The organism is Paenibacillus sp. sptzw28 (genome assembly GCF_019550795.1).
Lineage (GTDB): Bacteria > Bacillota > Bacilli > Paenibacillales > Paenibacillaceae > Paenibacillus_Z.
In genome coordinates, this window is sequence record NZ_CP080545.1 from 3,451,741 (window position 1) to 3,467,813 (window position 16,073).

14 protein-coding genes are annotated in these 16,073 nt (G+C 48.7%); 5 read left to right on the plus strand and 9 right to left on the minus strand.

The genetic code is table 11. The features are described 5' to 3' along the window. Positions 1 to 89: 89 nt before the first annotated feature. Positions 90 to 1,025: a methylenetetrahydrofolate reductase gene (locus tag KZ483_RS15520; RefSeq protein WP_220353470.1), complete on the minus strand. Its 936-nt coding sequence runs from the start codon at positions 1,023 to 1,025 to the stop codon at positions 90 to 92. A 533-nt stretch (positions 1,026 to 1,558) separates the two neighbouring features. On the opposite strand from KZ483_RS15520, the gene KZ483_RS15525 reads away from it, so the two are divergent. From KZ483_RS15525 to KZ483_RS15545, 5 genes are read left to right on the plus strand one after another with little or no spacing between them, the layout of a single operon-like run. Then, on the plus strand, positions 1,559 to 1,870 hold the full coding sequence (locus KZ483_RS15525) for an ArsR/SmtB family transcription factor (RefSeq protein WP_220348334.1): 312 nt from the start codon (positions 1,559 to 1,561) through the stop codon (positions 1,868 to 1,870). A gap of 12 nt (positions 1,871 to 1,882) precedes the next feature. Further along, entirely contained in the window at positions 1,883 to 3,175 is a 1,293-nt protein-coding gene (locus KZ483_RS15530) for an arsenic transporter (RefSeq protein ID WP_309568583.1), read from the plus strand. Positions 3,176 to 3,211: 36 nt separating this feature from the next. Beyond that, positions 3,212 to 3,634, plus strand: a complete 423-nt coding sequence (gene arsC / locus KZ483_RS15535; protein ID WP_220348335.1) for an arsenate reductase (thioredoxin) — start codon at positions 3,212 to 3,214, stop codon at positions 3,632 to 3,634. Further along, positions 3,635 to 4,117 (plus strand): ArsI/CadI family heavy metal resistance metalloenzyme, encoded by a 483-nt coding sequence (locus KZ483_RS15540; RefSeq protein ID WP_220348336.1) that lies wholly within the window; start codon positions 3,635 to 3,637, stop codon positions 4,115 to 4,117. It begins immediately after the preceding gene. Positions 4,118 to 4,133: 16 nt separating this feature from the next. Continuing rightward, positions 4,134 to 4,568 carry a protein-tyrosine phosphatase family protein gene (locus KZ483_RS15545; RefSeq protein WP_220348337.1) on the plus strand — a complete coding sequence of 145 codons (435 nt, stop codon included), beginning with the start codon at positions 4,134 to 4,136 and terminating at the stop codon, positions 4,566 to 4,568. Between the two features lie 55 nt (positions 4,569 to 4,623). On the opposite strand, the gene KZ483_RS15550 is transcribed toward KZ483_RS15545, so the two are convergent. The 8 genes from KZ483_RS15550 to KZ483_RS15585 all read right to left on the minus strand — a co-directional run bounded on the left by KZ483_RS15550 (position 4,624) and on the right by KZ483_RS15585 (position 16,050). Further along, a complete protein-coding gene (locus KZ483_RS15550; RefSeq protein ID WP_220348338.1) occupies positions 4,624 to 6,033 on the minus strand; it encodes a HAMP domain-containing sensor histidine kinase in 1,410 nt (469 codons plus the stop codon). Next, positions 6,030 to 6,695 carry a response regulator transcription factor gene (locus tag KZ483_RS15555; RefSeq protein WP_220348339.1) on the minus strand — a complete coding sequence of 222 codons (666 nt, stop codon included), beginning with the start codon at positions 6,693 to 6,695 and terminating at the stop codon, positions 6,030 to 6,032. The genes KZ483_RS15550 and KZ483_RS15555 overlap by 4 nt, the downstream gene beginning before the upstream one ends. Before the next feature lie 131 nt (positions 6,696 to 6,826). Beyond that, positions 6,827 to 9,496: an ABC transporter permease gene (locus KZ483_RS15560; protein ID WP_220348340.1), complete on the minus strand. Its 2,670-nt coding sequence runs from the start codon at positions 9,494 to 9,496 to the stop codon at positions 6,827 to 6,829. Next, positions 9,493 to 10,167, minus strand: a complete 675-nt coding sequence (locus KZ483_RS15565; RefSeq protein WP_220348341.1) for an ABC transporter ATP-binding protein — start codon at positions 10,165 to 10,167, stop codon at positions 9,493 to 9,495. Before KZ483_RS15565 ends, KZ483_RS15560 begins: the two co-directional genes overlap by 4 nt. Next, complete coding sequence (locus KZ483_RS15570; protein WP_220348343.1) at positions 10,154 to 10,861, minus strand: ABC transporter ATP-binding protein; 708 nt, start codon at positions 10,859 to 10,861, stop codon at positions 10,154 to 10,156. Before KZ483_RS15570 ends, KZ483_RS15565 begins: the two co-directional genes overlap by 14 nt. Beyond that, a complete protein-coding gene (locus KZ483_RS15575; RefSeq protein WP_220348344.1) occupies positions 10,819 to 11,478 on the minus strand; it encodes a hypothetical protein in 660 nt (219 codons plus the stop codon). Before KZ483_RS15575 ends, KZ483_RS15570 begins: the two co-directional genes overlap by 43 nt. 329 nt (positions 11,479 to 11,807) lie before the next feature. Continuing rightward, positions 11,808 to 12,944, minus strand: a complete 1,137-nt coding sequence (locus KZ483_RS15580) for a response regulator (protein WP_258881742.1) — start codon at positions 12,942 to 12,944, stop codon at positions 11,808 to 11,810. Continuing rightward, positions 12,934 to 16,050, minus strand: coding sequence for a hybrid sensor histidine kinase/response regulator (locus KZ483_RS15585; RefSeq protein WP_220348347.1), 3,117 nt, complete (start codon positions 16,048 to 16,050; stop codon positions 12,934 to 12,936). The genes KZ483_RS15580 and KZ483_RS15585 overlap by 11 nt, the downstream gene beginning before the upstream one ends. Positions 16,051 to 16,073 lie beyond the last annotated feature (23 nt).

The following is a 16,073-nucleotide window of genomic DNA, read 5'->3' on the forward strand; positions in this document are numbered from 1 at the left end:
TCAATTAGGTCTATTTTACCATTTTTAAACAGCTGTGTGATGGGGCAGGTCAAAATTTTAGTAAGATTTAAGATAACAGCATGCAACGCTTATCTTTTTTGTATAAGCTTTTGCTCCATACTGTATTTCACGTCCCTGACTAATTGTATGGAGGCTTCAATTTCTACCTTTCTTGTCGACACGCTTTCTATACTGCACCCGATTGGGATACCCTTCTCTAATCCGAAATCCATTAATTCTTCAAATACTTCCTGTGATAAACGGATTGATTTATCTAGTATATCATTCGAATATATTAATTCATTTTCCAGCCATCTGGGAATGCTTATTCCGAGCCATTTCATAAATTCCAACGTTTTTTGCGAACCGCAAGGCGCGATATTAAACAGGATCGGAACCATCTCTATTTCGTTGTTCTGACAGTAGTAGTAATAATCTGACAGAAAGTTCTTTGACGCCTCGACATTGTAAGTCGCCTGAGAAACAAAAAACCGGCATCCATTTCTTACTTTATTCGCAATCCGAAGATGCTCGTCATTATTCTTTAAATGTCTCTCCGGTATGACGACGCCGCCGAACACTAGCTCGTTGTTCAACCTCTTGCTTAAACTGTAAGCTTCCGGCAAACCAAGCCGTACTTCCTGCTTGCTTGAGGAGGCCCCTACGAATACCGAGAATCTGTCTTGCTCTGCGTCAGAAGTGAGCCATTCCGACAACTGCGTCTCCGTATATTTGCCGACGCAACGATAAATAATCTTAGGTACCTCGAGCTCGCTCAAGTACTCCTTGCTGTATGCAGTCGGATCAATCGTTTGGAGATAAGGAAACGGCCTTTCTTGAGTTGTTCTTTCCGCCTCGTCCTGAACATCGTAAATAATTAAACCGTCAATGTCCAAATCCTTTAGTCTTTCAATCAGTTTTTGCGAAATTTCCGCTAGTTTCTCGGGAGTGTTGCTTTGTTTCGGGGGTGTTATGCCATATGTTATAATTCCTGTTTCTTTGTTGACTATTTTTTCTTTTAGCATCAATCTCTTTCCATCCCCAATCCGCAAGTGCATTTTTATTCATCACTAAGTAATTTAATACAATATAGTAGGTTGGGAGAATATTGTCAATAGCCGGATAACTCTGCAGATACGGTCATTGTTAAACTCAAGCGAGGTTAATCTCTACCGACCTCCGCAATATGGATATACTTTTCACCAGAAAGTCTTTATGCTGTTCTATTCCTCTTCTTTCACACCAATATACGGTTTCTCCGCTAGCGAGAGTAAACTTGTATACCTGTGAACTGAACGATTCGGGAACATTATCTATGCATGTTGCATGAAGGTTGAATATTTTTATGATCATTTGTATTAAATTCAAATTCTGCCCCCCGTAGACTGACCTTTTAACAGTTTAACTTAGGGCTTCGACTTATTGCACTTAAATAATTAAATCAGCACTCACTAATATAATTCTTTACTTATATAGCAGTGTGTGTTTTAATCATAATAGCCTAACGCTTTGATACTCATATAAAGGGGAACAATAACCGGAAAGAGGTGAATGTTGAATGATATCCTTTGACGCCATGGCCGAAACCCTTAAGCTCCTTTCAGATAAAACGCGTTTAACGATCCTTGCCATGCTGAAAGAAAAAGAAATGTGCGTATGCGATATAGTTGAGATTTTACAAACGACACAGCCGAACGTAAGCCAGCATTTAAGGAAATTGAAAACGGGCGGCCTTGTGGGCGAAACACGCCGCAGTCAATGGATTTATTATTCACTGAACATTGAAGATAAGCCTTATTTGCAAGGCATTTTGGATCAATTACCTTCTATGGACGAACAAATCAATGCAGTTAAAATGAGCTGCAATTAATCAGGAGGCTTTATGCTGGCGGTCGCTTCACTTATTTTCTTAATCACATTAATCTTTGTCATTTGGCAGCCAAAAGGATTAAACATCGGTTGGTCCGCTTCGGGCGGAGCGGTACTTGCACTGCTTGCAGGCGTAGTCAGCTTCCACGATGTGTGGGACGTCACGCTTATCGTCTGGAATGCGACTCTTGCGTTCGTCGCCGTAATACTGATTTCACTTATTCTCGATGAAATCGGTTTTTTCGAATGGGCTGCGCTGCATATGGCGCGTATCGCACGAGGAAACGGAAACCTGATGTTCGTCTATGTCATCCTCTTAGGCGCGGCGGTAGCCGCTTTCTTCGCCAACGACGGGGCTGCGCTTATTTTGACGCCTATCGTCCTAGCGATGGTGAGAGCATTAAAGTTTGATGAGCGAATGGTGCTGCCTTTCGTTATTGCCAGCGGATTTATTTCGGATACGGCCTCTCTTCCTCTTGTTGTTAGCAACTTAGTCAACATCGTTTCATCTGATTTCTTCAATATCGGATTCGTCGAGTATGCAAGCCGGATGGTTATACCCAATCTATTCTCCGTCGGGTCCAGTTTGCTGGTACTTTACCTCTTATTCGGACGCAGCATACCGAAGCAATATGATTTAACGCAATTGAAAACGCCGAATGAAGCGATTAAGGATCCATACCTGTTCAAGGTTTCCTGGATCATCCTTGCAGTGCTGCTGGCCGCATATTTGACAAGCGAGTACATCAGGGTTCCCGTATCCATCATTGCGGGAATCGCTGCAATCGCCTTTATTCTAATCGCCAGACGAAGCCCCGATATCAAGACCGGGAAGCTCATTAAAGAAGCGCCTTGGGCAGTTGTTGTTTTTTCCATCGGTATGTATGTCGTCGTCTACGGCTTGCGTAATGTCGGTCTGACCGATGAGCTCGGTAAAGTCTTTCACTGGGTTGGGGGTCAAGGATTGTTCGCAGCAACCATCGGAACAGGCTTTATCGCCGCGATCCTGTCCTCAATCATGAACAATATGCCTACTGTGATGATTGACGCACTCGCGATTCACGGAACCAACCCAACCGGCGCGCTCCGCGAAGCTTTCATTTATGCCAATGTCATCGGCTCCGATCTGGGACCCAAAATTACGCCGATCGGCTCTTTGGCCACTCTGCTCTGGCTGCACGTCCTCTCCCGCAAGGGAGTGAAGATTACATGGGGCGCTTATTTTAAAACCGGCATCGTGCTGACACTTCCTGTCCTCTTTATCACGCTGACCGGCCTATACTTATGGCTTAAAATCATTAATTAAAATAAAACAACTTGATTAAAAAGGAGATCGAAAAATATGGAAAAGAAACTCGTTTATTTCTTGTGTACCGGCAACTCCTGCCGCAGCCAAATTGCGGATGGCTTCCTGAACGCCATCGGAGGCGATACTTACGAGGTAAAAAGCGCGGGACTCGAAGCGCATGGGCTTAATCCGCGGGCCGTCCAGATTATGAAAGAAGCCGGCGTGGATATTTCGAACAATACATCGAATGTAATTGATCCCGAGATTCTAAACCGGGCAACTTATGTCATTACACTTTGCGGCCATGCCGACGAACACTGCCCTGTCATTTCGAACCCGGACGTTATCAAATGGCACTGGGGCTTCGAAGACCCGGCCAAAGCGACCGGTACGGAAGAAGAAATCCTGACCCAGTTCCGTACCGTCCGTGACGCTATCAGGCAGCGGATCGAGTCGTTCGTCAAGGAGGGTAAATAAATGGCTGCTGCCGTCAAACGCATGCATGTAGCTGTTAATTGTTCGGATCTTGAGAAGTCCCTCTCATTCTACCGCAGCTTCTTTGGAGCTGAACCGGCAAAAGTCAAAGACAATTATGCGAAGTTCGAATTGGACAGTCCTGCCCTGCATTTCTCATTGAACGTACGGCCGTTCGAGAAAGACGGTGTTCTCAACCACCTTGGATTCCAAGTCGATAATACGGAAGACGTTCTCGCCATGGGCGAGCGGCTGCGTCAGTCTGATCTGATCCTCATCGACGAAATGAATACGACCTGCTGTTATGCCGTACAAGACAAAGTATGGGTGTATGACCCGGACGGGAATGCGTGGGAAATCTTCTATACGAAAGAGGACTCCGAATTCGAATCCGCGGGCGACGCAAGGGATCTTTCTCTATGCTGCGCTCCTCCGTCTGCTCCGGTGCCTGTTCAGATCAAATCGTTTAAGCGGATGAAAATTTAACTTACAGGAGATACTTATGACCAGAAATTATCAAGCGCTTGTCGGCGACCGAATCTATCTTGGCGGCGCTGCCGATGTGAAAGAAATGATTTCCGAAGCGGGCTGCGAGGTTATTATAGATTTGCGGGAAGAAGCTGAAGACTCCGGCAATTTAAGCGAACATGTAACGAGGATTCAAGTTCCGATCGGTGATCAATCGGATACTCCGCAAGCTGAGTTGATCGGTCAAGCAATCAAGCACGTTGTTGATGCTTACAATAACGGCCGGAGGGTCGGTTTTCATTGCGGCGGAGGCAAAGGCAGGACGGGCGCCGTAGCGATTGGGACATTAATTACACTCGGGTTAGCCGAATCCATAGAAGACGCCGAACGGCAGGCCAAGAGTACCCGTCCGGTTATCAATATAAGGCCGCCTCAGCGCGAGGCATTAGAGAATTTGTTCGAAAAATAATAGCGAAGCCGCCTGTCAAGGCGGCTTCTTCGATATTGCTAATCCTCGGCAGGTGTTAAGCTTTCATAAGTGGAATATTCAAATATACGGATGTGCCTTTACCTTCCATACTATCGAGGGTAATTGTGCTCTCATAAAGGGCTGTCAATTTTTGAGCGATGGACAATCCCAGCCCGTTCCCTCCCCTCTCCCTGCTTCGCGCTTTGTCCACCCTGTAAAACCGCTCAAACACAAAAGGAACATCCGATTCGGGTATACCTATACCGTAGTCCCTCACTCTTAGTTTCAACTCTCCATCTTCTATTCTGCCTGCAACCTCAATTCGTTTCAGATCTTCTGAATACTTGACCGCATTATCCAATAAAATAAGCATTATTTGCTCAAAATGATTCGGATTAAAGGATATATGAGCATCCATAATATCATTCAGATCCAGATCGAATTCATATTCCGGATAAACGGCCGACAAATGATGGATAGATTCGGTTACGATCTCATATGGGCAAATGTCCTCCCGAATAATGGTTTGTTCTTCTCTTTCCGTCCGGCTTAGAAGGAGTAATTCCTCGACGAGCAGCTTCAATCGTCTGATCTCCTGCTTGAAAATGGAAAGGGATTCATCCAATACAGCGGGGTCATGCTTGCCCCAACGATTCAGGACCGACAAATGCCCTTCAAGAATAGTCAGCGGCGTTCGCAATTCGTGCGATGCGTCCTCCACAAACTGTTTTTGCTGTCTAAACGACTGCTCCAATTGCTCCATCATTTCGTTAAAAATACGGGTAAGCTCGGATATTTCATCGCCGTTATTGGAAACTGCGGCTCTTTCATGGATACCTTCGTTCTTGACCTTGATTATCGTATCCCGCAGGGATTGAACCGGCCGAAGCATTTTTCGCGCGATCATCATCCCGCCCCAAGCGCTTAATAGAACGGCTCCTAATGCGGCGCATATCATCACAAGCAATATCAGATTGATCAAATTATCATTGGTCTCAAGATTTCTTACGACCTCGAGCGTACCTTTGAAGCCAGGGTTCATGATCGGCGATCTGACGGCAAGGTAAAGATCCCCATCATGACTAAACTGTTCTGTTTGAACCGTTTTCACTAGTCGGGGCTTCACCCACTGATCAGGAAAGGAGCCGGCAATGGACAGAATAGGGTCGCCATTTTGATTTAAAATGCGGATAAATTGATCTCTTTCATTCAATTTTCCCAGAAATCCCCTGCTTGCAACGATCTCCGCTTCACTCATTTTCCTGTCATCCTGCAGGTAACTCAGAATTTGGTTGGCATTCTTCCCGACAGTGGTTATATCTTGTTTGAGAAGCCACTTCTCTATTACAACATATTGAAGACCGTTATAAGCAACAAACAGGAATAAAATGAACGCGGAGGACCATAAGGTTAATTTCCATTTGATCGGCATAGATGACAGAGCTTCCATATAACGCTTTATCATCGCATCACATATCCCGTGCCGCGTATTGTCCGAATATATTCATCCTCACCCTCTTGAAGCTTCGTTCGCAAATATCTTACATACACATCGACCACATTGGTTTCAACGACAGTGTTGTAGCCCCAAACCTGATCCAAAATGATATCACGGGTCAGCACCCGATTGATATTGCGCATAAAGAATAACAACAAATCATACTCCCTTTTGGTTAAATCGATTGTCTCGCCATTACAGCGAACGATCTGCGATACCTGGTCAACAACGATATCCTTGAATGTTAATATTTCTTTATCCTCTTGCTGCATGCTTCTGCGAAAAATGACCCGCAGACGCGCCAGCAGCTCTTCAACCGCAAACGGCTTGGGTATATAATCGTCCGCTCCGCTGTCCAAACCGGATACTTTATCAATGATGCTGTCGCGTGCGGTTAACATAATAATCGGCGTTGCTTTGACATTACGAATTCGGCGGCAAACCTCAATTCCGTTTAATCCCGGGAGCATGATATCGAGCAGAATAACATCCCACTCCTTGCCCAGCGCCATCTCCAAGCCTTGCCTGCCGTCATGAGCCACAGCCACTTCCATACCTTCATGCTGTAGTTCCATTTCGATAAAACGGGACAAATTCTTTTCGTCTTCAATTACCAAAACTTGCCGCATGGCAGAATTCCCCTTCCGTTCAGAAGAAATATGAGTAACCAGTTCGATAGCGCCGGAAGGGGAGCGCCAATTTGACTCCCCCGTTCTCATAATGCTGGACACTACTTTTATATTATAACCTGTTCACACAGCTAGAAAGATAGATTTGTATTTCTTAACGCTTTGACTACTCCCTGCCGGGCCATTCGTATAGCTCCCCACACCGCCGTCATTGTCGACAGGACAGCAAATATGATTAATGTCATTAAATATGACCAGGGAATTTGCAAATAGTCTGGAGGCGGGTCAAACACACCCGTGAGTACCTTTACAAACATTTGCGCTTCGCCAAAACCAAGTGCGCAGCCGAATATAGCCCCGAGAGAAAGAATCAAGATGCCTTCACTCCAAATGAAGGAGCCTAGCTGCTTCTTCTTGGCGCCAAGCGCCGTCAAGATCGAGTAGGTTCGTCTTCGTTCTGCCATTCCCAGCGCGAGAATGACTCCCGTTGACCAAGCAATCATCAGAAGGGCGAATCCAAGCTCCAATTTGGTAAGGCCGCTGACATTAACAGCCGTCAAGCTGGAGCTGATCGTATTCTGCACGGACCCGACATCGGTTACCTTTGCTCCCGGTAAATCTGATACTGCTTTAACCGCCTCACGGGCAAGATCGATCGGTGCCCCATTTGCTTTCATCATGACAATTTCTTGAGCCGTGTTCCCCGTTTGTGCGGCAATATAAGAAGCATTGGCAACAAGAAATGAATCCTTCGGGGCGGTCGGAAATTCCTTGACCATTCCCACCAAATGAAAGGGGACTACATGATATTGATGGTCCTTGGCGGTTTGCAGACGAAGATGAATCGTATCTCCAGGCTGCAGCTGGTAATCGTCTATCGTTTCCTGAGAGACCAGCAAGCCGTCAGGCGTATTAGCCAGTGCCTTCAAAGTGGTTTTGGCACTGCCGCTGCCGAAGTAGGAATCGGATAAGGTGCTGACATCCGTAATACGATTCGGGTCAATACCGTACAAATCCTGCAGGTCACTGCCGACGTAGGCAAACCGGTGCTGCATCGTTTCAATGGCGGATACGCCTGAAAGCTTTTTCAATTGACCGACTTTATTCCCGGGAGGATACGCGGTTGAGCCCGTAATCATTACGTCCGAACCGTTCGTTAATTCCGCGTCCACTTGGGACTGCGAATTGTAGGTTGTATTGAAAACGGATGTCGAAACTGCAAATGAGAATGCCAGGACAACCAGCATGATCCCTTTGATTAAAGTGCCGCGCTGCCGGAAATAAGACTGCGAGACGACATGAGATAAATTTCCTGCAATCGGATGAAATAACACATTAAGAATGCCGCTCCCCCGTTCCAGCAATAAGTTCCCTACCCGCATCAGGAGAAGTGTCCCTCCGAGCCACAAGCTGAGCGGCGCGATGAAGGCTTCGTAATTGACTGAGGTTTTCACCACCCCTTCAGGCGCCAATACGAGCTGATAACCGGTGCTGGACGCCCGCCAGAAGAAGATGACCGATAGAATGAGGAATAAATAGTCCAAATAAAGCCTACGCCATAACGGCTTGCGAATCCGTCCCACGCTTGTTTTCGATATCGAAACCGATACCGTTCTTGCATCGCGCCATGCCGGGAGCACTATCGAACATGCCGATACCAGCAACCCGGCCGCCGCACCAATAAACGACCATTGAACCGTAGTCCGGTCCCAGCCCATATGAATTGACTTTAGAAATAAAGACATTGCAATGGCAAGAAGGATACCTGCCGCAATACCGCCGATACCGATAACGACCGCTTCCATACTTTGAAGCGTGACGATTTGCTTCATGGATGCTCCGCGAATCCTGAGCAAAGCCTGTTCCTGCCGTCTTCGCTGCGATCCGGAAGCCGTAACGGCCAAAGTAAGAAAAATGGCGAGCAGCACGCCGGGTAATCCAAGAATAATGAATAAAACCCTGGTATAAAGTGAATCCTCTCGCACCCCGTCCAAACGTGCGGCTAAATTGTCACCAACCACCGCGCTTCCTGCGACAGCTGCCTCGAAGTGATTTGCAAGCTTCTGCGCCTGGACAAAAGCCTCAGAAGGACTGGGCGATAACTGTTCGGCCAGCTTGACATGAATTTGCGTGCGAACCGTATCCGGCCTGACCTTCGCCTGCGGATCGAACAGATGATGGTATACAGGGGCGGGAAGCAGGATAAGGTTGTCCGGCGGAGCTTGCGGGGATGTGCCCGCAGGTGCCCCGACCGCTTGAAAGAAGGAATCCGCCTGCGGAAGATCAACTACTCCGTCCACCTTGACCTGGACCGGCGGAAGGCCGATCCGACTGATGGTGACAATATCTCCTATAGAAACCTGCAAATTAGAGGCCGTCTGTTGAGCGATCAACACTCCGGCGGGCGGCCCCAGCAAGGAACGAACCTCTGCCGGAAACAAATGCCGATAGTCTGCCGGTAATCCGACAACTTTCCCCGGTCCGGTTGTTTGTGTTGTATTTCCGGTCTTGGCTGCAAACCCGGCTGCGTCCGCATATCCGACTTCTGCCGCGGCTTGGACTTTTCCCGCTTCGCTGATTGCATTGTTAATAGCCTTAATATCCGCTCCGGGCGTAAGCAGTACCTGCCAATCAACCGGAATGTTCCGGATGGTCTGCTTAGTCATCGACGCATCGCTGGAGGCGATAAAGCCACCGAGTAATGTCAGGAGGGCGACAGTTATAGCCACGCCCGTCATTACACCGAACAGCCTGGACTTGCGGCGTTTGAGCAGCGCTTTTAACCACATTAATTGAATCATCGGGTTGGCACATCCAATCTTCCGTTTCTCATTGTCCAGACCGTGTCCATTCGCTCCGCTACCTTCAAATCGTGCGTGGCAACGAGCAGAGAACACTCGGACTGACCCAGCGCGGACAACAATACATCCAACATGGATTGCGCTGTCGCGTGATCCAGTTGGCCCGTCGGTTCGTCAGCGAGAATAAGCTTGGGCCTGCAAGCCAGCACCCGGGCAACGGCAGCGCGCTGGGCTTGACCGCCCGAACATTCCTCTGGAAGCTTATCGGCAAGCATTTGCAAATCCAACTGTTCCAAGGCCTCTTCAGCCCGCTTCCTTGCCTCGGTGCGCCCCGTGTGATTTAACAAGAGCGGAAGCTCCACATTCTCAATGACGGACAATGGCGCCAGTAAGCTCTGTGCTTGAAAGATGATTCCGACATGCTGAGGGCGCAAAGCATTGCGGTCTCCCATAGCAGGCCATGAGATCAAACCGGAAGTTGGTATTTCCAATCCGCCGATACATTGCAGCAGTGTTGATTTACCGCTGCCCGACGGCCCCATCAGGGCAATGCGGGCACGAGGTTTAATTTGACAGGATGCGGATTCAAGAGCTGTAACGGTTGTTTGCCCATTATGATACACGCAGCCGACTCCCACGGCGTCAACCAGTATTTCATTAATCTGTTCCATGCAGCACCCTCCCATCCTCCAAACGCACGATCCGGTCCGCGTTCCTCGCCACCTGCTCACTGTGCGTCACCATCACGATTGCAGTTCCTTGATTACGCAGCTGATGGAACAAAGCAATAATATGTCGTTCTGTTTCCCCATCGACTTCGCCTGTCGGTTCATCGGCGAGCAATATATCCGGTTCTGCGGATAAGGCAACGGCCAGTCCAGCCCTAGCCGCCTCTCCGCCTGACAGCTCTGAGGCATAGGCATTCCTGCGCAAGCCTAAACCGACGCGACTTAGAAGTTCACCCACCCGCTCTTTATTCCCCTTCCGGGCAAGCTCGATTTGCAGCAGCATGTTCTCCTCCACCGTCAGGTGAGAAAATAAATTGCCGGATTGAAGCATTATGCCCATATTATTGGCCCGGGCTGCCGAGCGTTCCGTTTCGGGCAGCCGGGTAATGTGCTGCTTCCTTAAGGTCACATGTCCGCCGTCCGGAATATCAAGTCCTGCGAGAATCGATATAAGCGAGGATTTACCGCTGCCCGAAGGACCCATTACGGCGACCCATTCACCTTGGCCGACTTCGATATTTACTCCCTTAAGAGCAAGCGTTTCCTCTTCCCCGGCATGGTAAAACCGGTATATTTCTTTCCCCTGCAGCACCGTCATTGTCCCGTCCACCTGAAGCTTTCCGACATTCTCTTCCATTGATCCACATTATCGGCACCGAGCGGGGCCCATAATGTCAGTACGGCAAGCTTCTTGTTGTTATAGTAATAATAATTTTCATTTTCCTGGCGTACCTGCTTGCCCGTTACGGAATCCGGATCCGAATTGGAGCTGTAGGCAATGACAACAGCTTTACCTTTTGGAAGCGAGACCTCTTTCACGGAATTGATCTTAACGGCCCTTCCGTTCTTGACCAAAGCCGCCGCCAACGATTTTTTAATGCTGTCAGCCGTAGGCGCTTCGGCGGGGCTATTGATTTGTACGCTTAAACCGTCAAGTTTACTGACAAATTGCACATCAGCTCCATTGTCCGTCCTTGCCCACCCCTCCGGGACATCCAAGCTGTATCCCCCTTCAGCTGATGTGAATGCAACAAATGCCTGCGTATCGGGAATATCACCGAGCGGATTTTTCTCCGGCGCCAGCGGCTTCTCTCCGGCGGCGGCAGCAGGTTTTGCAATTTCCGCGGATGAACCGGAAGCGGTTGAGCCGGCAGGCGTCGTCGATTGAGCGGTTGAGTCTGAGACTGCCGCCGGCGAAGGGGCGGGCGCGGCAGGATTTTGCTTCTGCGCTGACCCCGAGCTTGAGCTTTGCATTATGCCCCCGCATCCTCCCAATATGGCGGTTAAGCTTAGCACTAATAGGGTTGCGATTGTTTGATTCCTTCGTTTTTTCATTTCGTTTGTCAGTCCTTTCTGCAGCTGAATTATAGTACTGTAATGAATTATAGAGAAAGTTTTTAATAACGGATTTAGACGGAAGTGAGAGCAGCATTAGAATTAAATGAGAAAACCAAAAAAAGAGCCCCTATAACAAGTGATGTTATAAAGGACTCTAATTTTTTGTTCAGCCTGTAACCGGTCACTAAGAAAAAAGAACATCTCCCGCAAATTCTCCAGGCGATGTCCAATAATAAGTGCAATATTTATTCAGGTTGGGTCCGCTTCCCTAAAGATAGAAAGTCCCGGATTTCGGCGCGCGGCTCCCGGCCTGTTTCGTCGGACATTTCAGCAACCAGCTTAAGATACTGATTCTCCACAGCAAACTCGTGGCCCGTTTGCCGATAAAGCTTCATAATGTCAAAATGAACATCTTCCAAATGCGGAAATTTGACCGCAATCCGGGAGTATAAAGCAATTGCTTCGGACAACCGGCCTTCATCGGCCAGAAATCTCGCAAGATTCCGTGTATGCTCGAGCCATTTCAGCCGAAGCCGCTCGCGCTCACCCTCCGCCCAAACATAATCATAATCGCATAAATAGTCATCCCGGTACAGCTTGACCAGGTTGATATGAAGTCCGACCGTTGTTCCCGAAAGCGGCGGTGCTTCGAATATTCCCCGCTCCCACAATTCAGTATCCAATGAGACTTCGTCAAGCTCGAGTTTATACCCGTTTTCACTGCTGTTCAGACGAAACGGGATTCCGGCTGAGCCGAGTGTTTGACGTATCTGATAGATTGCTGTATACAGGTGCGTGTAGCCTTTCTTATACTCCATATCCGGCCAAAGCAGGTCAACCAGCAGGTCCTTGCGGATCTGGCGGTCTTTATGCAGTAGAAGATATGCAAACAATTCCTGGGCTTTCAAGGTACGCCAACGTACCGTTCCTGACCGCCCCGTTTCAAATTCCATATGCTTAAAGCATCTAAGCAAAGGGACTTTGGCTTCCTGCGGCAGCTCCTCGGCAGGTTTGGGCAAAGCGGCACGAAGCCTGCGGCGTTCGCGCAGCTTGTCTATCGTAAGTTTCAACCTCTTTTGCGAAAATGGCTTGAGCAGATAGTCAACCGCATTCAATTCAAAGGCCTTGACGGCATAATCGTCGAATGCCGTTACAAATACAATTTCCGCCTCAGGGAGCAGCGGGTAAATAGCTTCCGCCACCGCGATGCCATTCAGAATAGGCATATCAATATCAAGAAAGATCACGTCCGGACTGATCTTCGCCGCCGCCGCCGCCGCATCTTCCGGATTATCCAATGCGGCCGCAATCTCAATATCCCCGATAAATATTAGCTGCCTGCTTAAATCGCGAAGCGCAAGCGGTTCGTCGTCAACCAGCATCGCTTTCACGCATATTCACCTCGATTAAAGGAATTTTGAAAGAGACGACCGTACCTTTGCCCATCTCGCTTTGCAGCTCGATGTCCACGCCGAACAGCTGCCCCAATCTTTTGCGCACGTTTCGCACGCCGATACCGGAAGTGCCGCGGTTGCTCGCCGCCCCTGCCTTTCCAAGCTCCGACACATCGAACCCGGCTCCGTCGTCCCGAATGCGAACGGTAAGCCTTCCGTCTTCCGGGTGAACGGATACGTCAACCGTTCCGCTCCCCCTCTTATTCAGCACGCCATGACGGACCGCGTTTTCCACAAATGGCTGGATCGATAACGGGGGCAGCATTGCGTTTAATCCTTCATCCGCTTCAATGGAATATTTCAACCGCCCACTAAATCGGATTCTTTCAATTTCTAAATAGGCTTTCACCAGAGTAAGCTCCCTTTCCAAGGAAACAAGGGGCTCCGTATTGGTGAAGCGGAAGCTTTCGCGCAAATAATCACCGAACTCGACTAGAAGCTCCCGCATCCGCTGCGGCTCTTCTTCGCTCAGTGAAGCGATTGAGTTTAACGTGTTAAGCATAAAATGGGGCTTGATTTGCGCTTGCAGGAAGGCCGCTTCCATCCGCAAATGATTAGCTATAGAGCGTTTCATTTCCAGAAGCGTCCTCACCCTGGAGCGCAGCTCGGCTGCGCCGGCTGCTTTCATGACAAAGTCATTGGCACCGGCATCGAAGGAGGCCGTAATGTCTTCTTGTCTGCCGCATGCGGTGATCATCAGAATCGGCAGTTCATAGAGCGGATGTTTTCTTCGGATTTGTCTGCATAACTCCAAACCTGTCATATCAGGCATTATGAGGTCCATTATTACCAGATCCCAGCTGCGTCCGCACCGCAGCATCCTGAGCGCCTCTTCACCGCTATGAACGGCTTCGGTCTCGATACCTCCGGCGCGAAGCATGTTCTGCATTACCTTGAGTCCAACCGGTTCATTGTCGACGACCAATACGGAATACTTCTCCCCGGACTGCCGTTTCGGAGCGTTCCTCTCTCCCCGCTTGGCAACAACCGTTTCCGTTTCACCCGTCATTCGGCCGCCAGCGAGTGCATCATCCATAACAGCTTCTCGCGAATCGCGATGTTCGCGCTCCTCTCCTCCTGCAGCCGGAAGCCGAACCGTAAAGGTCGAGCCTTCGCTTAAGCGGGATTCCGCTTCAATCGTACCGTTCATCAGCTCGGCAAGCCTTCTCGCTACTGCTAAACCAAGACCGATCCCCGGCATAGAACCGGATGCAGGCCGGATTCGCTCGAACGGTTCGAAAATAGCGCCCAGTTTACCATCAGGAATACCGATCCCCGTATCGGACACTTTGATATTCAGCATCTCACCGGAATGTTCAGCGCTTACCGTTACCCGTCCCTTCGAGGTATACTTAATCGCATTATGTATAAGATTAATAAGTATTTGCAGAAGCCTGTGCTCGTCCGCCAGAGCGTAAGTAAGGCCGGGTTCAATTTTATTTACCAGCAGCACATGGTCGGAGGATGTTAAATACCGCATCATCTCTAACGAAAGCTGAACGGTTTGCCGGACGTCAACCTGCTGCAGCCGGATGTCAAGAGTCCCTTCCCGCAGCTTGGACCAATCGAGCAAATCGTCCAGCAGTCTCTCTGCCTGCCCGCCTACCGAAACCAGTGTTCTAAGCTGTTCCTGCGAGCCGTCTGTATTCTGTGGGCCGTTGTCGAGCAGCGTCTGGGCAATATTAGTCATCACATGAAGCGGCGTTCTGAACTCATGCGAAGTCTGCGCGAGAAACTCTTCTCTTTTCCGGAACAATCTGCCCAATTCGCGCGAGAGCGAGGCGTTTTTGGTGTAAGAGACAACGTAACGCTGAGCCAACATAACGGACAGAACGACGATGAACAGCAGAAACTCTACCGACCAAACGTTGCCTAGATCAGACTTCGCATAAACGATGCTTTTTCGTAGAAATGCAAACGAAATATAAGTAAAAACCATCGCGAACTCGAACGGCGAATTTTTATCCCCGTGAATGGCACTGCGGCACAAAACAAAAGCGCTGTACAAAAACAGCAGAAAGATAAAAACCGTCCAAAACGGGATAAGAAACGTTACATGCCGGATATCGCCAAAGATCGAGAATAAACCGAATGTCGCCGATGTAACAAGCAGCAGCTTGGTCATGAGCGGAATGGCATGTGAGCGATAACGCCTTGCGACAAATAGAAGCATACAAATACCCGACAAAACAGTACTGACAATCGTCGATTTTATTTGCCAAGAAAGAGGCAGGCCGGGAAAGAGAATATAGTTCCATTTCTCGTTCATCATTGCAGTGTTATAAGCCGAAAACAAGCAAAACCAGGCAAAATAACCGGTACCGGACATTCGCTGTATTCCGCTTTTAGCCAAAATAAGATATACAAAGCCGATAAATATAAATGCAAGAAAAATCCCAAATTCAAGCGACAGCGACAATTGCCGCTGTCTTTCCATCAGGGAAGCCGGCCCCAGAGTGACCGTCGTCGTTATTCCGCCTTGCGACAGATGATCGAAATTTGCCACCTGTACGAACAAATCTACGGTACCGGAGACTGGCTCAAAATATACGTTGAGTGGACTGTTTACGGGCTTGTAGCCCACTTTGTCAGCGGCAGGAATTCCGCTTCCCGCCAGAAGCTTGCCATCAATAAACACGCGGCTGGAGCTGAAGACTGAACGAAAATTAAGCGCCATCAAACCTGCTTCATTCTTTTTGCCAAGCAGAATGGTCAGCCTATAAGTGCCATAGCCGATTAGTCCCATCCCCGAATCATCAGTCCCACTTATCGACCACTTGCCTGGTACGTTGATATCGACCGCCTTGGCGTCGAAGGCGTCCGAATCCGATGTGAGAAGCTGTCCCGGATAAAACAACCAACCACCGTTTAAAGGTAGTCGTCCCTGCCCATCGATTCGCCAATTCCGAAGATCGATAACACCGTGTTCGGCTGACGGGCCTTCATGTTTCATATAGTAAGAATATCCTAAGACAAACAGATATACGCCTAGATTCAGCATGACTACGATCGTAATGATCCTTTTAGGGTTCATCTGTTTCCCTCTCAATTTTTCCA